13 protein-coding genes are annotated in these 22,274 nt (G+C 63.1%); all 13 read right to left on the bottom strand.

The genetic code is table 11. The features are described 5' to 3' along the window. Positions 1–10: 10 nt before the first annotated feature. Positions 11–751: an efflux RND transporter periplasmic adaptor subunit gene (locus ABRZ26_RS10670; RefSeq protein WP_319604237.1), complete on the bottom strand. Its 741-nt coding sequence runs from the start codon at positions 749–751 to the stop codon at positions 11–13. Further along, the gene (locus tag ABRZ26_RS10665; protein ID WP_413556167.1) at positions 751–2,460 is read right to left on the bottom strand and encodes a TolC family protein; all 1,710 of its coding nucleotides are present in this window, start codon (positions 2,458–2,460) and stop codon (positions 751–753) included. Before ABRZ26_RS10665 ends, ABRZ26_RS10670 begins: the two co-directional genes overlap by 1 nt. A gap of 516 nt (positions 2,461–2,976) precedes the next feature. Next, on the bottom strand, positions 2,977–11,760 hold the full coding sequence (locus tag ABRZ26_RS10660) for a beta-propeller fold lactonase family protein (RefSeq protein ID WP_319604235.1): 8,784 nt from the start codon (positions 11,758–11,760) through the stop codon (positions 2,977–2,979). 41 nt (positions 11,761–11,801) lie between these two features. Next, positions 11,802–13,367: a TadE/TadG family type IV pilus assembly protein gene (locus tag ABRZ26_RS10655; RefSeq protein WP_319604234.1), complete on the bottom strand. Its 1,566-nt coding sequence runs from the start codon at positions 13,365–13,367 to the stop codon at positions 11,802–11,804. After that, positions 13,357–13,968, bottom strand: a complete 612-nt coding sequence (locus ABRZ26_RS10650) for a TadE/TadG family type IV pilus assembly protein (RefSeq protein WP_319604233.1) — start codon at positions 13,966–13,968, stop codon at positions 13,357–13,359. Before ABRZ26_RS10650 ends, ABRZ26_RS10655 begins: the two co-directional genes overlap by 11 nt. Continuing rightward, entirely contained in the window at positions 13,958–14,464 is a 507-nt protein-coding gene (locus ABRZ26_RS10645; protein ID WP_413556169.1) for a hypothetical protein, read from the bottom strand. The genes ABRZ26_RS10650 and ABRZ26_RS10645 overlap by 11 nt, the downstream gene beginning before the upstream one ends. Beyond that, positions 14,461–15,330 (bottom strand): tetratricopeptide repeat protein, encoded by an 870-nt coding sequence (locus tag ABRZ26_RS10640; protein WP_319604232.1) that lies wholly within the window; start codon positions 15,328–15,330, stop codon positions 14,461–14,463. The genes ABRZ26_RS10645 and ABRZ26_RS10640 overlap by 4 nt, the downstream gene beginning before the upstream one ends. A gap of 73 nt (positions 15,331–15,403) precedes the next feature. Further along, entirely contained in the window at positions 15,404–16,366 is a 963-nt protein-coding gene (locus tag ABRZ26_RS10635) for a type II secretion system F family protein (protein WP_319604231.1), read from the bottom strand. A gap of 19 nt (positions 16,367–16,385) precedes the next feature. Further along, positions 16,386–17,366: a type II secretion system F family protein gene (locus ABRZ26_RS10630; RefSeq protein WP_319604230.1), complete on the bottom strand. Its 981-nt coding sequence runs from the start codon at positions 17,364–17,366 to the stop codon at positions 16,386–16,388. 21 nt (positions 17,367–17,387) lie between these two features. Beyond that, positions 17,388–18,785 (bottom strand): TadA family conjugal transfer-associated ATPase, encoded by a 1,398-nt coding sequence (locus tag ABRZ26_RS10625; RefSeq protein WP_319604229.1) that lies wholly within the window; start codon positions 18,783–18,785, stop codon positions 17,388–17,390. Positions 18,786–18,822: 37 nt separating this feature from the next. Then, positions 18,823–20,022, bottom strand: coding sequence for a CpaE/TadZ family protein (locus ABRZ26_RS10620; protein WP_319604228.1), 1,200 nt, complete (start codon positions 20,020–20,022; stop codon positions 18,823–18,825). Between the two features lie 14 nt (positions 20,023–20,036). Further along, positions 20,037–20,720 (bottom strand): CpaD family pilus assembly lipoprotein, encoded by a 684-nt coding sequence (locus ABRZ26_RS10615; protein ID WP_413556171.1) that lies wholly within the window; start codon positions 20,718–20,720, stop codon positions 20,037–20,039. 24 nt (positions 20,721–20,744) lie between these two features. Continuing rightward, positions 20,745–22,256: a type II and III secretion system protein family protein gene (locus ABRZ26_RS10610; protein ID WP_319604227.1), complete on the bottom strand. Its 1,512-nt coding sequence runs from the start codon at positions 22,254–22,256 to the stop codon at positions 20,745–20,747. Positions 22,257–22,274 lie beyond the last annotated feature (18 nt).

The following is a 22,274-nucleotide window of genomic DNA, read 5'->3' as shown; positions in this document are numbered from 1 at the left end:
AAAAGCGCGCTCATGGTTGGCCGCCGTCCGGCGGCGCGATTTGCGCCGCCCCGCTCATCCCCGGCAGCAGCCCGGCGGTGGATTGGGTGATGCGGCCGAACACTTTCACCGATTGACTCACCGGCTCCACCGCCGAGGAGATGCGGCTGATTTCCGCCGCATAGCTCAGCCCGGTTTCATCCAGCGTCACCTGAAAAGCATTGCCCTGTTTAAGCCACACCAGCCAGCGCGACGGCACGATCATTTCCAGCTCAAAGGCGCTGTCATCGTAAATCGACAGCAGTTCCTTGCCCTCCGGCACCGACTCCCAGCGCTTCACTTTGCTTTCCGTCACCCGGCCGGAAAACGGCGCTTTAATGACGCAGCGTTGCAGCATGGCGCGGTTGACGCCGGTTTCCGCCTGCGCCATGGATACCGCCGAACGGGCCTGATCCACGTCGGACAGACTGATTGAATTGAGCTTATCCAGCCGGTTGGCGATGGCCAGTTTCTTCCGCGCCGCATTTTCGGCGGCGGCGGAATAATTCAGCTTTTCTTTCAGCACCGTACAGTCAAAGGTCAGCAGCGTATCGCCCTGTTTGAAGTGTTCGCCCTCTTTCACCGCGATATCCGTGACTTTAGCCGCAATCTCGCTGGAGAGCGTGGTGTAACGCAACGCGCTAAGCTGTACGCGAATATCATTGCCGCCGGCCGCCTGTCCCCACAAGGGCGTCAGCAACGCCCCGACCAGCAGAAACCGCTGCGCTTTCATCAGTGCGATCCCCCGGATTGCAACGATTGCAGGTTATCCCACATATCGGTGTTCACGCTGCGATAGGGTTTGCCGGCGATGGCGCCCGGCGGCGTAACGACCGCGGCCGGTTTGGCAGCCGGCGTCGGCGCGGCGGCGACCGCCGTCGGCGCAGCCAGGGAAAGACGCGGCACCGGTACGCGGCCGGTTTCGATATTACCGGTGGTGCGGGCAATGGTATTGCTCAATGCGGCCAGACTGGTATCGCCGACGTTATCCGGCAGCACATCCAGACCGGCGGCCTGATATACCGCGCCTAAGGCGTTTTGTACGTCCGCGAAACTGCGGTCGCGCGCGCGGGTGGTGAGGATGGTTTCCGTGCTGACGCGCGCCTGTTCCATTTGCGTCGCCGCCTGATTGCGCACGCTCAGCTCGGTCTGATTCAGGATACCGCGCTGAATGCGGGCCAGTTCCTGATAGCGGCTGAACATGCGCGTGCTTTGCTGATACTCCTGCCACGCCACGTTCACCTGCGTCAGCACCGCCATCCGCAGCGCCTGACGCCGCGCCTGCGCCAGTTCCTCATTGGCTTCGCCGGCGCGTTTTACCGGCGACCAGGACAGTACGTTCAGCAAGTTGCCGCTGACCTGCAACCCGGCGCTGGCCCACTGGTGATTGACCAGATAGCTGTTGCTATCGCCGTTGATGCCGGCGAACAGCGACACGCCCGGCAGTAGCCGCAGCAGCGATTTACGGGTTTCCAGCACCGCGTTGCGCGCCTGATAGCTTTCTTCGCGTACTTCCGGACGCTGCACCATCGAAAAGTTTTCCAGATCGTCGAGGCTATAGGCCAGTTTCGGCGCCGTCAGACTGCTTTCGGCCGGCACGACGACATCGAATTTACTGGCCGGCGGCAGGTTCATCAGCGAAGCCAGACGGGATTTGGCCATCACCAGATCGCTATCGACGATCTCAAGCTGGCGCACCATTTCCAGCATATTTTTCTGGAAACGCAGCGCGTCCACCGGCGCCAACAGACGCTGTTGTTCGGTCTGACGGGCATATTCCAGCGACTGACGCGCCTCGACCAGCGCGGCCGTCACCTCCGGCTGTAAACGCTGGGCGGTGGCGGCTTCCCAGTAGGTGGTGCGCACCTGACGGGTGATATCGGCCACCACGCGGCGGCGGCGTTCTTCGGCCGCCAGTGATTTATTGGCCTGCATTTTGGCGTTGAAATAGCTGATGCCGAAATCCAATACGTTCCAGCTCAGCGACAAATCCGCCGTGCGCATGGTTTTATCCTGACTGGTGGAGGCTTCCAGCGACTGTTGGCCGGTCGTCACCGACTCACTGCTGGAGCCGGCCACGTTGTTGCGCGTTTGCAGCCCGGCCCGCGCCGCCAGCTTGGGCAGCATGTCCAGACTGGAAACGCCGATCAGGTTATCCTCCATCGCCTGCTCCATCAGCGCCACCCGCTGTTGCAGGTTATATTTCAGCGCGCGGGCAATCGCCTCGTCCAGCGTAATGGTGCCGCGTACCGGCTCCTGATTGGCGAACATTTGCGTCCGATCGCTGAGCGCCTGCGCCACCTGTTGCTCCGTCGTTACCGGTTCAGGCTTTACCGCGCACCCGGCCAGCCCCAGACAGGCCAGCGTCACCGCCAACCTCAGAGCCCGGGAACCGGCGGATTTTGGCTTACTATCCCAGAGTTTCGCTATGTGCTGATTCACCAGGGTTCTCCCCATCCAATGTTGTATGTTGATGTTGTTATAGGTTGCGATACAAAATCCACGTCACTGCGTGAGCGGCGACGCCTGCCGCTACCCCCGCCCGGCCTCCCCCTTGTCAGGGGGAGGTGCCAACTCCCTCCCCTGCGACTGTCTCTTAGTCACATTTTTATGCGGACTCAGAGGCAGTTTCGTGCGCCACAATGCCGCCATTTCCATGCTACGTCGTAGCACGCGCCCGACATAGGGGGCTCAAGCGCCAGCCCCCTATGAACCCGGGCTTGCGGCTAAATTATGCCGCTGCGCGGTGCCATCGGTGTTCTTGACCGCTATTCGAGCCGCCAGTGACGCGTTCCCGACGCGGCACTGGCTTTCGCCGCATCCATGCGGCTCACTCGGCGGCCAAGTCCACCGCTGCATAATTTTTTACGCCGCGTAACAACCAACCCCGTCAGCACTCCCGTATTTGTGTATAAGAGACAGCCTCTGCGAAGGGGAGGGTTGGGGTGGGGTGAAACACTACTCAGGCGACGCATTGTTTGCCGTTAGCTGCTGCAATGCGCTCAGCAGGTCGTCATACTCCGCTCTCTCCTGCTGCAACTGGGCGGAAAACGCCGCCTTGCCGGCCGGGATATCCGCCCGTACCGTCTGCGGATCCGGCCGTTCACTTTCCCGCGCCGGCGTGCGTGCCAGCGGTGAAAAATCCACGTTCTCCAGCGGCGGCATCAGTTCCGTCAGCGCCGGATTGAGCAGCCAGGGCGTGGCGGCATAGTCGAGCGCGCCGTTGGTCAGCGGATAGCGCTCTCTGGATAAGCTCTCGCCATCCTGCACCGTTGCCGCAGGATCAAGCGGCGCGACGATCGGCGGAGCCATCGGCCGCAGCGACGCGTTTTGCGCCTCTTCGCGACGCTTATCCTCCTGTTCTTCGCGCAACCGTTCCATCATGTCCGGCGCGTTGGCCGCGGGCAGGAAGACCGGCGATACCGGCTGTTTATCAACCGTTAACGTCAGGCTTCGGGCGGCCGTTCCCCCCTGTCCGTCGCTTACCGTTATCGTCAGCTCGAAGCTGCCGACGGCAAGCGTCCTGCCGCTGAGGGTGCGCGTAGCGGCATCAAAGCTCAGTCCGTCCGGCAGCCCGTCAACGCGCCAGATCAGCGCGTCGCCGTTGGCGTCGCTGAACAGATCGTCCGAGAGCGTGGCGCGGTACGCCGCAGCCTGCGTGGCCGTCGGCAGCTCCGCCTCGGCGTCCGTCGCCTGCGGCGCGCTGTTAACGATATTGACCGTCGCCGCGATATTCAGGACGGCGGTATCCGCGCCGCCGTTCGCCGTGCCGCCGTCATCCTGCACCGCCGCCAGCGTAATCACGCGCTCGGCCGCCGTCACCACGGCGCTGTCGTTGACATAGGCCAGGCCGTCGATCAGCGCCGCCGCGCCGGCGGCGGAAAGTCCGTCGGCGCGAGAGATGACCAGCGTGGCGGTGCCGTTGTCGAGCGTCACCGCGACCGTCAGGCCGCTGGCGGTGCTCACGACGCCGTCGGTCAGCGCAACGCTCGTGCCGTCGACGATCAGGCGCTCGGCATTATCGGCGACGCCGGAAACCGTTACGGTCAACGCCGCGATGGATTGCCCCGCTTCCACCGTGGCGACCTCGGCCCCATTGAACAGCGGCAGCGCATCGTCGCCCGCCGCGTAGTCTGAATTGACCGGCGCGGCGCTCAGCATGGGCGCGTCGTTAACCGCCGTCACCGTCACGGCGGCGGTGACGGCGAGCGTCGTGGTATCCGCGCCGCCGTCCGCCGTGCCGCCGTTATCCTGAATGGCGCTCAGGGTAATGCCGCGCGTGCCGACGGTGGGATCGTCGCTGGCGTTGGCATAAGCGATGCTATCCACCAGAGCGGCGGTGTCCGCCGCGGAAATACCCGATTCGCCAGAGATCGTCACGGTGGCGACGCCGTCGCTGACCGCAACGCTGTAGGCGTAGCCGCTGGCGGTGGTGCCGGAACCGGCGACCAGAGGCACCAGCGTGCCGTCAATCGTCAGCGTCTCGTCGACGCCGTCGCTCAGGCCGGAAACGCTCAGCGTCAGGGCGCTCACCGTCTGGCCCGCTTCCACGGTGGAAACGCTCGTCTCGCTAAACAGGCTGACGGCCTCGTCGCCTTCCACATAGCCGGCGTTGGCGGGCGTGGTCGTCAGCAGCGGGGCGTCGTTAACTTCCGTGACGTTCAGAGACAACGTCACGCTGGCGCTGGCGCCGTAGGCGTCGGTCACGCTCAGGACGAGACTCACGCCGGCGCCCGGATCGTCGCCGGTATTGGCGTAGCCGATCTGTTGCAATACCCGATTGGCGGTGACAGTGGCCACATCCGCCGTAAAGGTCAGCGTCAGCGTCCCCTCAACGTCGGCGAAGGCGGCGATGGCCGCGCCGTCGAGATAGAGCGTGCCGTCCGCCAGCGTCAGGCCGTTGCCGTCGATAAAGCTATAGCCATCGTCGCCGTTGGCGCCGCCGTCGCGCGCCAGCGTGATAATCGCGCCGTTGTAGTTGCCGGCGCCGTCGGCCAGCGCGTCATAGTCGGCATCGCTGAGGGTAATGGCGCTGAACGGCTGTACCGTTCCCTGTTCCTGATAATCAACGGCGATTGTCGTCAGACCATCTTTAAGACTGACCACGCCGCCGCTGCCGATGACCGCCACCGCGCCGTGCGCGCCGCTCACCACGCTGCGGGCGCCGGCCAGCTCGGCCGTCGACGAACCGGAGAGCGTGTCGACCAGCGTCAGCGAGCCATCAGCTTTATAGCGGCTGAGACTGCCGTCCGAGCTGACGACATACAGGGTGCCGTCGTCGTCGGACAGCGAGAGAGCCGTGACGCCGGACAGGTCGTCCACCGCGCCGATGTAGCTCAACGCGCCGCCGGCGGCGTCAAAGCTGAAAGCGGCGACGCCATCCTCGCTGGCGACGTAAACCGTACCGCCATCGCTGGAAACGGCGATATCGACGGGGCCGGACATGTTGATGGCGCTTTCGCCAACGGCCGCGCCGTCACGCAGCCAGGCGACCGCGCTGAGCGTGCCGTCCTCGCCGCGCTGGTAGACGATCAGGGTATTGGCGACCGTCTCGGCGGCCGGATCGGTCGCCACATACACATAGTCGCCCACCGTCTGCACGCCAACCGCGGTAAACAGATAAGGCTCGCTGCCGGTGGATGCGCCAACGGACTGGCTCAACGCATACTGGCCGCTCTCGGCGTCCAGCGTATAGACCAGCAGGCCGGAGTAGTTGCCGTCCACCACATACAGGGCGCCGCCGTCGGCGGAGATGGTCAGGTCGACGACGCTTTCCGTCGCCAATGTCTGAACCAACGTCAGGCCGCCGTCGCCGCCGTCGCGGCTGAAAATGGTAATGCTGTCCCCGTTTGCGCCCAGCAGATAAAGCGTGCCGCCATCGGCGCTCACCTCGATCAGCGAAACGGACGAAACGCCGCTATCCAGCGTCTGCAACAGCGTCAGTTCGCCGGAGCCGGTGTTGCGGCTGAAAATGGCGATGCCGCCGTCGCTGCTGGTCACATACAGGTAATCGCCGTCGGCGGTCAGCGCACTGGCCGAGATATCGCTAAGACCGCTGACCGCCGTCAGGCTGGTGGCGACCGCCAGACTGGTGTAATCGGCGCCGGCGCTGAACTCGGGCGCCGAGTTGTTCACCACCTCAATCGCCGCGGCGCTTTCCAGCAAGGTTGTGTCGCCGCCGCCGTTGTCCTGACCGCCGCTATCGCGCACGCTGAGGCTGAAGGTACGCACGCCGGCGGTCTGGGTATTGCTGAGATTGGCGTAGCTGCTCTGCTCGATCAGCGCCGCGGCGGCATCGGCGGCGATGCCCTCGTCGCTGGCGATGGTCACGACGGCGGTATCGCCGTCAAGGGTAACGCTATAGGCGTAGCCGTTATCGAGCGTGCCGCTGCCGGCGACCAACGCGATACGGGCGCCGGCGACGGTCAGCGTTTCGCTGGCGCCGTCCGCCAGACCCGCAACGGTAAAGGTGATGGCGGAGAGCGTCTGACCGCTTTCCACCGTCGAGAGGGACACATCGCTGAACAGACCGGCGCTGCTGCCGGCGGCGGCGTAAATGGCATCCGCGGGCGTGGCGCTGACCAGCGGCGCATCGTTAACCGCGACCACCGCGACGCTGGCCGCAATGGAGAGGGCCACGCTATCGCTGCCGCCGTTGGCCGTGCCGCCGTCGTCCTGCACTGATGCCAGCGTCACGGTGCGCGTACCCGAAGTCGGATCGTCGCTCTGGTTGGCGTAGCCTAGTCCGGCGATCAGCGCCGTCGCATCCTGTACGGCGATACCGTCGCTGCCGCTAATCGTCACCGTGGCGGTCGCGCCGTCCACCGTAATGCTATAGCGGTAGCCGTTCGTCGTTTCCCCGGCGGCATCCGCGATCAGAGAAACCGTCGTCCCGTCGATAACCAGCGCTTCGCTCGCGCCGTCGCTCAGGCCGGAGACCGTCAGCACGATATTGCTGATGGCCTGACCCGCCTCGCCGGTTGAGAGGGCAACATCGCTGAACAGCGTCGTCGCATCGGCATTCTCGACGTAGCTGGCGACGGCCGGCGTGGCGCTGACGGTGGGCGCGGCGTTGGTCAGCGCCACGACCACGGTGCTGGCGATCGCCAGTTCGCTGGTGTTGACGCCGCCGTTGTCCGTGCCGCCGTTATCCTGAATCGAGGTCAGCGTAATAATGCGCTCGCCGATAGTCGGGCTATCGCTGGCATTGGCGTAGGCGATACTGTCGATCAAGGCGTCGGCGGCCTCCGTCGGCAGGCTGCCGCTGAGCGTAACGGTGGCGACGCCATCGATCACGCTGACGGAGAGCGTATAGCTGTAGTCGCCGGTGCCGCCGTCCTCGTTATTCAGCGTGATGGCGCCCCCGGCGCTGGCGCCGTCGGTCAGCGCCACGCCGACGCCGCCCACCGTCAGCGTCTCACTCTCGCCGTCGGTCAGGCCGGAGACGGTCAGGGTCAGGCTGCTGACGGCCTGCCCCTCCTCTACCGTGGAGACCGCGCTGTCGTCGAACAGTTTGACCGCGTTGCCGCCGCTGGTGTAAACCACGCCGCCGCCGCTGGTTTGCAGCGTCGGCGCGTCGTTGATTTCCGTCACCGTCAGCAACACGTTGATGGCGCTGGCCGTATACTGGTCGCCCGCCGATACCGTCAGCAGGATGCTGTCGCCGGGGTCGGCGCTGGTGTTGACGTAGGCGATCTGTTGCAGCACCTGATTAGCGATGGCGGTGGCGACGTCGGCGGTGAACGTCACGGTCAGCGTCCCGTCCACGCTCGCGAAGGTGCCGATGGCCGCGCCGTTCAGCGAGATAACGCCATCGGCCAGCGTCAGGCCGTTACCCTCGGTAAAACTGTAGCTGTCCGCCGCATCGGCCCCGCCCTCGCGGGCGATGCTGAGGGTGCCGCCGTTATAGTTGCCGGCGCCGTCGTTAAGCGCGTCGTAGTCGGTATCGGCCAGAGTGAGGCTGCCGGCAAGGTTGACGGCGCCGCCTTCGGTGTAGGCGACGGCCACGGTATCGGCAATGCTGATGGTATTCAGCGCCGCATTGTAGTAGCGGGCGCCGGTATAAACGGAGCTGCCGTCGCTGGCGACCTCGATGGTGGTCGAGGAGCGAACCGACAGCGTGCTCGCCAGGGTCAGCGTGCCATCGTCGTTGATGCTGTAGATGGCTAAGGTGGAGCCGGCGCTGCCCACGTAAAGGGCGGAGCCGTCGGCGGAGAGCGCGACCGACCAGGGGGAACTTCTGCCCAGCGTCGAGTATGGATTGTAGGCAGTAATATAGCCGACGGTGTTGTCGGCGCTGTCGTAGTGCAGGACGGTCAGGCGGTTATTGGTGCCGGTCGTCACGTAAATGTAGCCGTCGTCCCGCACCGTAATGGATGAAAAGTTTCCGTTAAGTTCGCTGCTGGAAGCCAGGGTGCCGGCATCCGCGGCGTTGCCGTCGCTATCGACCCAGCTCAATGCGGTGCCGCTGCGGATCAATTGGCCGGCATAGCTCAGCGCGCCGTCCGTATCCGTGCGGTAGATAGAGATTGTCCCGCTGCTGCTCAGCACGTAAACCGTATCATCGCTGCTGACGGCGAGGGAGATCGCGCCGGTGAAATTCTCCGTGAAACCGCCGCTCTCCGTCAGCGCGCCGTCGCTGTCAAGCGAATAAGCATAGAGCGCACCGGCGGTCATGGCGTATAGCGTGTCGCCGTCCGATGACAGTTCGAGCTTGACGACCTTAGCCGCCATCGTTTCCGTACCCGCCAACGCGTAAGCGCCGCTCTCGCTGTCGTAACTGAACGTCAGCACCGCATACTCGCCGTCGCTGGTCGCGCCGGAAACGTAAACCGTCCGGCCGTCGGCAGAGGTCGCCACCGCGGTGCTGCCGGACAAACCATCGACCTCGACCAGCGACGTTTCGGCGTCGTCCGCCGCGCCCTGCGTGAAGGTCTGGATCAGCGTCAATGCGCCGCTCTCGACGTCGCGGGAGTAGATGCTGATATAGGCCGTGCCGCCGTAGTTGGTGCCGGTGCTGCTGAGCACGGTCAGGATAGTGCCATCCGCGGAAAGCGAGAGGCCGCCGATATAGTTGGCATGGGCGCTGATCGAACCGTCGTAGTTGTACACCAGCGCGCTGTCGTCCGCGCTCAGTCCCGGCGCGCTGTTGTCGGCCTCGTTCTGCGTAATCACCCTCAGCGTCAGTTCAGCGCTGGTACTGGCCCCCGACGCGTCGGTGACCGTTACGCTAACGGCGTAATCGCCCACCGTGCCGGCGTTGCCGGAAATGGTCAACGTTTCGGCATCGAAGCTTAGCCCGTCGGGCAGCCCGCTGACGCGCCAGGTTAGCGCATCGCCGTAGACGCTGTCGGCATCAATAAACAAGGCGGTATCCAGCGTGGCGCTGTAGTCGGTGTTTTCGGCGGCGTTCGCCAGCGCGGCGGGAACCTCTTCATTGATTTGCGGCGCCCGGTTGGCGATCTGCTCCACCGTCAGATTCAGATCCAGGGACGCGCCGGCGCCGGAAGCGTCGCTGACCGTGACGGTGACGGTAAAATCGCCGGTTTCCGTGGTGGAACCGGAAATGGTGCGGGTCGCGGCATCGAAAGTCAGCCCTTCCGGCAGACCGCTGACGCGCCAGATCAGGCTATCGCCGTCGGCGTCGTTGAACAGTCCGGAGAACAGCGTGAAGCTGTAGTCGGTCTCGCTGATCGCGCTGCTCAGGGCATAGCCGGTGGAAGCATCGGTATTAACCTGCGGCGTCGCGTTGACGCGCAGGGCGGCGACCAGGCTGTTGCTGGTCAGCGCGCCGTCGCTGGCGGCGACGGTAAGCAGGATGTAGCTGCCGACGACGGCGCTGTCGTTGGCGTAGGTCAGCTGTTGCAGCGCCTGATTGGCGATCGCCGTGCCGACGTCGGCGGTAAATTTCACCGTCAGCGCGCCGTCGTCGCTGACGCTCAGGGTGGCGATGGCCTCGCCGTCAAGCGAGACCACGCCGTCGGCATAGCTCAGGCCGCCGCCGTCGGCAAAGCCGAAGCTGCCGCCCTCGACGTTGGCGCTGACGGTGAGGCCGGCGCCGTTATAGTTGCCGGCGCCGTCGTTCAGCGCGTCGAAATTGCCGTCGGCCAAAGTGATCCCGTCGGCGAACGTCAGCGCCGTCCCCCGATCGAGGGTTTGCGCGGCGCTGTAGCGGGCGACGCCGCCGCTGCCGACCGCCAGTAGCGACAGGCCGTCGCCGGAGACGGCGATATCGCTGACGCCGCCGCCGTCGATGCTGCTGACCAGCGTCAGAGCGCCCTCCCCATCCGCCGCGTACACGCCGATGACGCCGCCGGAAGTGGCCGCGTACAGCAGGCCGCCGTCGCGGCTCAGGGCGATGCCGGAAATCCCCTCAAGGCTCAGCGTACTTTGCAGAGTAAGCGCGCCGTCGCTGAAGCGGTAGACCTGTATGCTGTTGTCCGCGCTGCTGCCCAGGTACAGGAAAGCGGCATCCTCGCTGACGGCCATCAGGTAGGTCGAACTGCTGGAGCGCACGGCGCCGGCGGTGACCGAATCGATGCGGGTAAGCGTGCCGTCGTCGTTGATCTTCAGCACCGACAGGGTATCCGTGTAGGCGACGAACGAGCTTTGATCGCCGATGACGAACAGGTAGCCGTTGGCGCTGATCACCGTCTCCGCCCGCTCCACGCCCAGGTCATCCTCGCTGACGGTCTGGATCAGACTGAGCGCGCCGCTGTCGCCGTCGCGCGCGAAGACCGCCATCCCGTTGTTTTGCAAGGTGACATAGACGTAAGCGCCGTCGGAAGAGAGGGCGATATTGCGCGTGGTGTCGCCGGCCGAAACGGTGGCGACCTCGCCCAGGGAACCGTCATCGGCCAGGCTGACGCTATAGACGTCGCCGCTGCCGGCGTTAACCAGATAGAGCGACTGGTCGTCGGCGCTGATCGCCATATCGGCGACGCTGCCCAACCCCGCCACGGCCTGGGTGCCGACCAGCGTCAGGCGGCCGGCGTCGTCGACGGCAAATACCGACAACACGCCGTCTCCGGCGGCGTAGGCGTAGTCGCCGCCGCCGGCGTAAACCACCGTCACATTATCGCCAAGATCGTCGATGGTGAAAGACTCGGCCGGCTCCAGCGCGCCGTCGTCGCTCAGCACCGGGGCGACGTTAACGCGGCTGTCGATGGTCACGGTGGAGCGAATATCCAGCGCGGCGGCATCGCCGCCCGCATCGCTCAGGCTCTGTAGCGTCACGGTGACATCGCCGCTCGGCACGCTGTTGTCCAGCGAACGATAGGAAATATTATCGATCAGCGTCGCCACCTCCGCGGTTGAGGTTTCACTGACAATCCCCAGATTCAGGGTGATGGTGGTGACGCCCTCGTTGACGGCCACGGTATAGGAATAATTTTTTTCACTCACCGCCTGTTCCGCGCTAACCGGCGTCAGCGCAATCTGCGTGCCATCGATCACCAGCGCCTGATTGCCGCCGCTGCTGTCGACCGTGATGATCAATTGGCTGATTTCTTCGCCGTTTTGATCCGCCGATACCGTGACATTGCTGAACAGATCCACCGTTTCGGTGGTGGAACCATCGTCAATGGCGACCGTCGCTTCCACGCCGCTGGCCGTCACGCCGGGCGCGACGTCGGTGGCGGCGACGACCTCCGCGGCGGTGGCGACGGCGGCGGCGTCAAACATCATACGGGGTTCCAGCACCCAGGCCTGGCGGTAACGAGTCGTTAATCTGTTTGTGGTCATCGTGGTTTTCCGCAACTAAGTATGTTGTAAGGTCGGCGTGTTTATTCGATCAATCGTACAAAGGCGCTCTTTTGATGCAATTCCGCGGCGATGGCGTCCAGACGCGCCTGAATTTCATCTTCTTCATCGGAAAAACGCTCGCCTGATAAATACAGCTGAGATAAATTGCTGGCAAAGCAACTGGTTAACCCATCACGAATATCGCTGTTGACGGCATTTTGATAACTGCCGCTTGGATTGGTGGCGATCAGGTAGACGTCAAGCCCGCGCGCCTTGAAACTGGAACACAGGCGGGCGACAAATGATCGCGTTTCGTTGCCGTATGCGTTCTGGTAACTGCCGGAATGAATTAGCATGACGATGGCCTTCACCCGCTCATTGCGGCCTTCATCGAAATCTTTCGGCAGGCTGTCATCCGGCAGATTCCAGCCCGTTTCGCCGCGAAACGCCGGCGACAACGCCATCGCGCTCCAGCCCAGGGCAAAATCGATCTTGCTGAGGGTGTTGACTCGCTGTTGGCGCAGCGCGTCCAGCCGATCGTCGATATCAGTCAGTTCATTGGTCAACGGCAACAGCGGAGTTTTCGGGCAGGCGGGCGAGACCACTAACTGACCGGACTCATCATTTCCCGCTATGCTCACCGCCTGTCCTCGGGAATAGGTGTTGTATGGGGTGAACTGAAACTTGCGCGCATCGATGCTGATCCCGGCGATCGAGTCATCGTCGCTGTTCGGGTAGTGCCAGAAAGCGATGCGGAAATCATTGGCCGGGGATTGCTCCCAGCGGAAATTTTCGCCGACATCCATCCCCCGGTACAGGCAAAGGCGGTTATCTATGCGATCGGGGATTTTCCGGCGATCGATAAAACTCGCCGCATTGCCTTTGAAATCGACCAGACCGTCGGCGTTCTCCGCGCCCGATTCCATCCAGCGGCTAATGCGATTGGGAACCGCGTTGTCATAAACGTTGACGCCGACCGCATACGGCACCAGCGCCAGCCAGGCGTTGTCGCTGCCGCCGATCAGATTTGCGGCAAAATTTTTCCCTACCCGCTTCAGGACATCCAAATCCGCCGGCTGGAAACTCTCTCTGACGGTAACCGGCAGCGCCAGCGCCACTTCCAGCGAGCGGTTCCGCACCTCGGCGGTGGAGTAGATCGTCTGTTCGACGTCGCCGGTCCGCAGCAGTTCGGGCGCGGTGCGAAAGCTGACGGCGACGGTATAGGTCGGATAGTCATTATCGCTGCGCCCTTCGCGCACGCTCACCTTGTCGCGCGACAGCGCTTCGGCCAACTGCGCGTTCAGCCCCAGATTGGCCCTGACATAGTCGAACGCCAGTTCCGCCATCTGCTGGTCATCGAAGTCGTTATTTTCATCGCCGCTGACCACCGCCTGCCGTCCCACCGCCAGCGCGGCGGCGTCGGTGGCGCGCTTGATTTGCGCCGCGTCGCCTGTCGCGGTGGTGGCGTCGACGATAAACGCGGCGGTCACCAGCAGCGCCATGGTTCCCAGCACATAAAACACCGCGCCGGCGCCGCGATCGTCGCGCAGGAAAAGCCTTAACGCTCGCGTTAAACGCCGCCCACGGCCGCCGGTGTTATTCTTCATCGTCCGCATACTCCTCTTCCGGCTGCCCCGCTTCGCGCCCCAGCGCGCTATCCAGCGCAATCACGCCGCCCGCCGTCCGGTTTACCTGCGCGACGCGCAGCAGATTGCTCAGCGACAGTCCGCCCAGCAGCGAGATATCCTTGCCTTCACGGCATAACTCCACCACCAGCATCGCGACGCTCTCGCTGCCGTCCTCTTCATCCTTTTCCGGCAATTCCCCCGGATAAACCTCGCCGTACGCGGCCAGATTCTCGCCGCAGATGCCGTCCGCGTTGCCGCGATCAAGCTGCCAGTACACCGCGCCGGTTTGGCGCACATTACTGATAAGCAACTGATAATTCCCCAATCCTGTCTGCGGCAACACCGTATCCAGCAAACCCTTCAACCCCTCCGCCGTCAGTTCCTGCTGTAAGCCGAGAACCGCGACGATGGCGCCGGCGCGCTGCTCCATCCGTTCACGTTCCAGACCGACGGTATAGATATCCGCACATAGCGTGCCGATCGCCAGCACAATGGGCAGCGCCAGCGCCGTTTCCACCGTGACGGAAGCCAGCCGGTCGGCGCAAAAACGGCGCAGCCGGGCCAAAGGGTTACGCTTCATTACGCAGTTCCGTACCGAAAACATGTTTGTACTGATAGCGGAAGGTATCGCCCAGCGTCAGCACTTCCGGCAACGGCGTCAAAAACGCTTTTTTTATCTGTACCGTGACCGACCAGACCGGCAGGGTATCCTGGGCGTCGTCCTGATCCTCATCCGAGGCGATCTCCAGTCCGCCCAACTGACTCAGGTTGTCGAAATGCAGCACGCTGACGGTCAGGTCATCCCCTTGCAGGTAGCCGTAGGCCGAATCGATCATCCGTTCTTTTAGTCGCGCCTCCATCTGTTCGGCGCTGATCGTATCGAGATCGTCGAGGCGAAATGTCTGCACCGCCTTGTCCAGCGCCGCGCTGCCCACGGCGATCACCAGACCGATACGCGCCAGTTCGAACAGCATCATCACGCCGACCAAGACCACCGGCACCAGGAATGCCACTTCAACGGCGATCACGCCGTGCGTGCTGCGCCAATCCAGGTCGTTGCGTCGAAACATCTTCATCGTTCCGGATTGCTAAGCTGCAAAGGCTGACGGCTGGACAGCAGCAGGGTTTCGCCGCGGCGGGTATCCTGACGCATCTGCGCCACGCGCTGGCTCAGCGTCTCCATCAGTCCGTCGATGCGCTGCGGCTGGGCGATGGTCGCCAACGCGGCGCGCGCCTCTTCCCGCCGATCGTTGTAGAGATAAGCCAGCGCCAGATTCAGTTTGCCGGTCGGGTTGCCGCTGTCGACGGAGCGCAGTAAACCGATGGCTTTCTCCGCATCCCCGCTTGCCAGCCAGGAAAGCGCCAGATTGTTGATGGCCGCCACATCCGCCGGATTGACCTGCAACGCTTTTTCGAACAGTTGACGCGCTTCGGCGTGTTTGCCGGCCGCATCCATCACCACTCCCATGCCGTTGAGCGCGCTCGCATTGTCCGGCTGCGCTTGCAGCGCGCAGGCGAAATCTTTCTGCGCCATCGCATTGCGTCCCAGCGCCAACTGCGCGCGCCCCATCCCCAGACAAACCGCCAGCGCTTCCTGCGGCTTCAGCTTGTCGCTATCGCCGCCCAGCGACTGCCGGGCGCGGCCGTACAGCGCCAGCGTTTGCTGGGGGGAGCGCACCGACGACGCCACGCTGGCGTACTCCAGCAGTTCGGCGCCTTTGAGTTCTCCGCGCGTATCGATCCGGGCATACACTTCCGTCGCCGCTTCCATGCGCCCCTGATCGCGCAGTAAACGGGCCAGCCGCAGCCCTTCGTCTTTGGTGCCTTTAATCTTCATGGCGCTGCTGCCGCAGCCCGCCAGTAGCGCGCCCAACAGCAGCACCAGACCCAAACGTCCCATCCCCTGCCATCCGGTCGCCATTTTTTTCACCAGACCAACCATGTTCGCCTTCCCTCAGTACTCTCTTTCTGCTGTAACATCCCCGCCTGCATGGGGATAACGAATTCCGTCGCGGCTACTGCGTCAGCAGCCGAATCACCCGCACCAGCGCCGGCGACGCCATGATGGCGACGATCGGCGGCAGAATCAGCGCCATCAACGGCACGCTAAGCTGCGCCGGCAATTTGCCCGCTTTCTCTTCCAGCCCCAGGATCAGCGTCTTGCGGCTCTCGTCGGCGATGGTGCGCAACGCCTGCGATAACGGCGTGCCGTAGCGTTCCGCCTGAATCAGCGTGGCGACCATGCTTTCGATTTCCGCCACGCGGGTTCTTTCCGCCAGATGCATCATGGCCAGGGTGCGATCGGAGAGGATCTGCAATTCAGCGGCGGTGTAGTGCAGCTCATCGGCCATTTCCGGCGACGACAGCCCCAACTCTTTCGACACCACCTGCAATACCCGGCCAATCGGCAACCCGGCCTCGGCGCAGACCACCATCAAATCCAGCGCGTCCGGCACCGCCCGCGCCAGTTTTTCGCCCCGGCTGGCGGCGCGCAATTTCAGCCACCACTCCGGCAGCAGCGCGCCGACAAAAAAACCGATCAGGCCGGCGGCGACGCCCGTCAGGCTCATCCGATCGGCGGCCGGCAGCCAGCCCCACACCAGCGCCAAAGCGCACAGCGCGCCGGTCGACAGTTTGCCCATCACCAGCCAGCCCACCGCTTCGTAGCGGCGGAAACCGGCCAGATCCAACAGACGGCGCAGGTTACGCCGATCTTTCTCCGCTCCGGCCAGCCGCTCGCCCTGCGCCGCCGCCGGCAGCAGCAGTGTTTCCAGCCACGGCGCCATCTCCTTTCCCTGACCGCGCAGAATATTCATATCCGGCGCGGACGACTCGACCGAGGCGTCGGGCAAATGCGCGCGCATCCGCTCCGCCAGCTGTTTATGCTGTTGCTGACGAGGGCGAAAACCGACGAGGTATACGCCGACGCCAATCAGCCCCAGCGCCAGCAGTAATAAGGGATCGATCAATCCGGTCATCTTGGCTCCTCTCCCGACGTCAACTGATCCGCCTGACCATGAAGTGCGTCACCAGCATGCCGAGCGTGACGCTGCACAGGGCGTAAATCAGTACCGTGGTTCCCACCGGATCGGCAAACAAGAAGTTGAAATCAGCGGGGGAACGCATATACAGATAGGCCAGACAGCAGGGAAACAGCGCCGCCACAATCTTGGCGGACGCCCGCGCTTCCGACGTTTTCGACTGCACTTTAAGCTGAAGCTCGCGGCGCGCGCGCAGGGTGGCGGACAGGCGTTCCAGCGTTTCCCCCAACCGCCCGCCGGCTTCCTGGTTGATAATCAGGATCACGACAAAAAAGCGGTACTCCGACATCGGCACTCTGCCCGCCGATGCCTGGATCACCTGACGCAGCGGGATCCCCAGTTTCAGCCAGTGATCGATGGTTTTAAATTCATTGGCCAGCGGGCCGGTCAAATGCTCCGCCACCATCGCAAACGTATTCGCCACCGGCACCCCCGCCCGACAGCTGCGGGTGATGGCGTCAATGGCCTCCGGCAGACTTTCGCGCAGCGCTTTCAGGTGCTTTTGCAGCGCGGAACGAAACAGCAGCGTCCCGACGCCGGCAAACAGCAACAGCGCGAAAACCAGCCCCAACGTCAGCGGCAGCAGGGTTCGTTGACCCAGCATCATGCCCAGCAGCAGGCTCGGCGCCGCCAGGATCAGCGCGCGCCGGCGCAGGTTCTTTTTCCAGCCGATAAACGCCAGCTGCGACCAGATGCCGGCCAGCCAGCGCCCCAACACCGGCACCTGCATCAACGGCGTTTTGATCTCATCGCGCAGAATGGAATCGGCGATCGGCTGCGTCGGCTGCGGCTCCACCTGCGCTAAAATCTGCCGCCAGCGCTGTTCGCTCTGCTCGCGGCGCTGACGCGCCCTTTGCCAGCGATAGACGGCAAAGCACAGCAGCAGGACGCCGCAAAATACGCACAGCGTGATCAGATTCAGGCGTAACGGGGTCATCGGCGTCTCCTCTGTTCGTCATCACGCATCAAACAAATGCGCTTTATCGCTGTAGAACTGCGGGCGCTGGATATGCTGAACGTATTCGCCGGTCAGCATGCCCTGCGCGTCCTTGCCCTGGATCTGGAAAGTGAACAGATCCTGTAGCTGGATCACTTCGTTTTCCATACCGCAGACTTCGGTGATCGACACCACGCGGCGCACGCCGTCGCGCATCCGCTCGATCTGCACGATCAAATGCACGGCGCTGGCGATCTGCCGGCGGATCGCCATCAGCGGCAGTTGCATGTTGGCCATCATCACCATATTTTCCAGACGCTGGATCGAATCACGCGAGGTATTGGCGTGAACGGTACAGAGCGAGCCGTCGTGGCCGGTGTTCATCGCCTGCAACATGTCGAAACTTTCGCCGCCGCGCACTTCGCCGAGGATGATGCGGTCAGGACGCATACGCAGGGCGTTACGCACCAGATCGCGCTGATCGACCCGGCCGGTGCCTTCGGCGCTGATCGGGCGGGTTTCCAGCCGAATCACATGCTCTTGCTGTAATTGCAGTTCGGCGGCGTCTTCAATGGTGATAATGCGTTCGTCGCTGCCGATTTTTTGCGACAGCGCGTTGAGCAGCGTGGTTTTACCGGCCCCCGTCCCGCCCGACACAATCACGTTAATCTTCGCCTGCATCGCCTTATTCAGCACGTCGGCCATGGCGTACGACATGCAGCGGCTTTCCGCCAGCGCTTCCAGCGACAGGTTGCGGCGCATAAATTTACGAATAGAGATGGTGGTGCCGTCGATCGCCAGCGGATAGGTAATGACGTTGACGCGACTGCCGTCCGGCAGGCGGGCGTCGACCATCGGGCTGGCTTCATCGATGCGGCGGCCGACCGCCGCCGCGATGCGCTGCGCGGTGTTGAAGACGTGTTCTTCGTCAATAAACGTGATCGGCGTCAGTTCCAGCTTGCCGAAACGTTCGACGAACACCTGCCCGGCGCCGTTCACCAGAATATCGTTGACCGTATCGTCGGCCAGCAGCGGCTGGATCGGGCCGATGCCGGTCATTTCATCCAGCATTTCCCCGGCGATGGTCTCTTCTTCCTGCCGGGACAGCTGCAAACGCTGCTCGTCGCAAATGTGGCGGATCACGCTTTCGATCTGCACCAGCAAGTTATCGCGCCCCATCATGGCGGCCTTGCCGGCATCGATCTGATCGTAGAGCTGCGCGCGGATCAAACGCCGTTGGCTGGTACGGCTATCCGCCTGTCGCGTCGCCGGCGTGGATGCGCCCGCATTGCCCGCCGCGGGCTGCGCCCGGTTTTCCGCCGTCGGACGCGTTTTCAGTTCGGTCACATTGGCGACGGCGGGTTGGGGCGTATTTTTCTGCGTTTCGCCTTTTTGCTGGAGATGTTTACGAATCAGCATGTTCGGTTAACCCTTTGATAAAACATGGCGATGATTTTCATGCCCGTTTCAGCCAGCGTGAAAACCAGCGTTTTTCCACCGGTTTAACGCGCACGCCGCAGGCCAGATCGGCGAGCTGGCGCAACCCTTGTTGAAACGCCGGCGCGGCCGCCAGGTTCAGCGCGCCCAGCGCCAGACTTTGCGCCAGCGCATGACCGGCATGCGGCAGCACGGCATCGATCTTCCGCCCGGTAAACTGCTCGAACTGTTCGCGGCTCAGGGGCGATGTGCCGGCGAAACGGCTCTGGTTATGCACCAGCAGCAGGCGCTGTCCCTCGCTTTCATCGCCGATTTCATGCAGCACGCGCCGGATATTGCGGGCATCCTGTAGCGTCAGTTCGGTCACGATGATGCGTAAATCCGCATAGGTGAGCACATCCAGCGCCCCCGGCGGGTAGCTGCTGGGTAAATCCCAGATAACCTGGTTGAACATGCGGCACAGCGCGCCGCCGAGATTCAGCACGTTGTCCACCTCCACCGGGCTTAATTCGCCCAGTTCGGGTTTCTGCGCCAGCAGATGCAAACGCGAGTCGATGCGCAGCATGGCGCGCTGCAACAAACGGGTATCCAGCTCCTGCGTTGCCAGCACCGCGGCCAGTCCGGCATCGGCGTTTTGTCCCTGCAACAGCAGTTGATCGCCGTTGCGGCGATCGAAATCCACCAGCGCCACCGGCAAATGACGTTCGCCGGACAGCAGCCGGCTCAGCCCCATGGCCACCGTACTGCCGCCGCAGCCGCCGCTGGCGCCGACCACCGCGATGGTGCGTCCCATGCGGGCATATTCCGGCCCCGACTGGCGGCCTTCGCATTTCGCCAGCGTCGATGCCAGCAGATCCAGCGTGAACGGCTTGAGCAGGTAGTCCGCCACGCCCAGTTGCAGCAGGGCGCGATACAGCGCGACATCCTGCGCTTTCCCCGTGGCGATCACCTGCGTCGCGGGGCCGCAGATGCCGAGCAATGCCTCCAGTTCAGGCAACGGCCAATGCGTGTCTTCCAAATCCACCAGCAAAATCTGCGGCGGAACATTCTGTTCGCACCAGGCGCGCGCGGCGGCAATCCCCCCCGCCATCACCGGAACATGCTGCTGTTTCAGGCGCGTGAACTGGTCGCACAGGTCGGCGACGTCATCACCGGCACGGACAAACGCCGCCAGCGGCGCGCTCGGCTCTTCGCCGTCAACCAGGGTCATTTCACTCATGGCTCGCCGCTCCCTTAATCTTCATCAAAGTTAATATCGATGAGCTCTTTCACATCATCGGCCTGATAACGTTCGATGCTGTTGACCGCCGCCACGCCGTCCGCGTCATCCAGCGTTTTCGCCTGAATCAAATCGCGGGGCTCCGCCACCATCATCGCCAGATTGTTTTGCGTCGCGCAGCCCAGATAGCCCACGCCTTCAAACGGTTTCACCATCAGCAGGTCGGGATCGTTCACCTGACAGCGGCTGGTTTTTACCGCCAGCGCTTCGGAAATCACCTCCAGATCGCCGGACTGGCCGCCGGCGGAAGACACCCGCATCAGCTTCACCTTTTGCGGCTCGGCGCCGGCGTTTTTCAGCACGCCGGCCAGCCGCCCGGCCATTTGCTCGCCGCGCGCGCTGCGGGGGATCAGCGTCAGCGTTTGTTTGGATAGCCGCCCCTGGTCTTTCAGCATGACGTTGAGCTGCCTGAGCGATTCCGGGGTAAAGCCGCGCCCGTTCGCCGCCACCTGTAGCGTGACCGCCAGCGAGGAGGGACGCACCTCAATCGGCGTCAGCGCCGGTTGCGCATAACGCTGCATACGCTGGTCGTTCATCGACCTGTCGCCGCAGGCCGCCAGCAATAAACAGACGGCGCACAGCGTCAGGCGACAGAGCGGATTGGCTGACGATTTCATTGCGTTATTCTGGTTATTCATTTTTTCACCGTTTCATCATCAGGTTCAGTAGAGGTAGCCCACCGCGCCATAGCTCGGCATCACGGAGTCGAGCGTTTTGACGCCCTGCCCCGGCATCTGAAGATCGCCGGCGTTCACCGGCTCCACCACATAGGCGGTGGCGATGATCACCAGTTCGGTTTCTTCATGACTTGATGATTCATTTTCAAAGGCGCGGCCAATCACCGGAATACTGCTCAGCCCCGGCACGCCGGTCACCGTCTGACTGTTGGAACTGCGCAACATCCCCGCCAGCGCGAAGCTCTGCCCGCTGGCCAGCTCCACCGTGGTGTCGGCGCGGCGCACGGTCAGCGCCGGAATGGTCGAGCCGCCATCCAGCGTCACCGAGCCTACCGAGGTCAGCTCGCTGACTTCCGGCGCAATATGCAGGCTGATGCGGTTGGCGGACAGCAGGGTCGGCGTCATGCGCAGGATCACGCCGTAGGCTTTGTAATCGATATTGACGTTGTTATTGGTAATGATGACCACCGGCACTTCGCCGCCGGCGGCGAAAGCGGCGGTTTCGCCGGACATCGCCGTCAGGTTAGGCTCCGCCAGCACGGAAGCCATGCCCTGTTTGTTCATCGCGGACAGCAATCCGCTGAGCGAGCCTTCGCCGCCGCCGACATTGGCGCCGAAGAAGCTGCTGCCGTCGGCGCCGGTAAACGCGCCGGTGCTGGAATCAAAAAAGCCGCTTAGCGTCCCGGTACCCAGACCGAAGTTGGCGCTGCCCCGGTTAAGCGATGCTTCCCAGTTGAAGCCCAGCTCATGCGTCAGGTTGCGGGAGACTTCCACGACCCGAACGCGAATATTGATTTGCGAAGGCGTTTTGATCTTCAACTGATTGATGACTTTGCCGGAGGTTTCGCTGCTGCCGGGCAACCCTTGTCCGCCGCCGCCGCCGCCGCCTCCCCCCGCGCCGCCGGCAGAGGATGAGGATGAAGAAGAAGCGACGATATAAGCCTGCACGCTATCGATGACCCGCTTGGCATCCTGCGGCGTATCGACGCTGCCGCGCACAATGACGCCGCTGGGGATGCCGGCTTCCAGTTGGATATCCGCGCCGGGGAACTCCCGCTTCATGCGTTCGGCCAGGGCTTTCAGATCGTGTTCGGAAACGATGCGGATCGCATTAATGACATTGCCGTTTTCATCCATGGCATACAGGGTGGTGGTGCCGACACTCTTGGCATAAATAAACAGGTTGCCCGGCGAAGGCAGTTCGAAACTGGCGATGTTCGGATCGGCTACCAGCACGCTGTCAGGCAACGCCTCAAGTTGTAATAAACGCCCCTGATGCACCGTCATGTGAACCACGTTGGTTTCCGCGACTTCAGAAATCCCCGCGGCGAACGTCGTGACGGGCAGCGACGCCATCGCCAGCACGGTTGAGATGAACAGGCGGGCGATCCGGCCGTGAACAGACGGCGGGACGGGCTGCGCGGCAATCACGGCGCCGGAGCGTTTATCCTGCATGCGCAAAAAATTCGTTTTCAAAAATAAGGAAAACATCGTCATTTACTTAATTTCCGTAAG

It is taken from the genome of Brenneria sp. L4-2C (genome assembly GCF_040240335.1).
Classification (GTDB): domain Bacteria; phylum Pseudomonadota; class Gammaproteobacteria; order Enterobacterales; family Enterobacteriaceae; genus Brenneria.
This window is presented reverse-complemented; position numbering and strand designations above follow the sequence as displayed.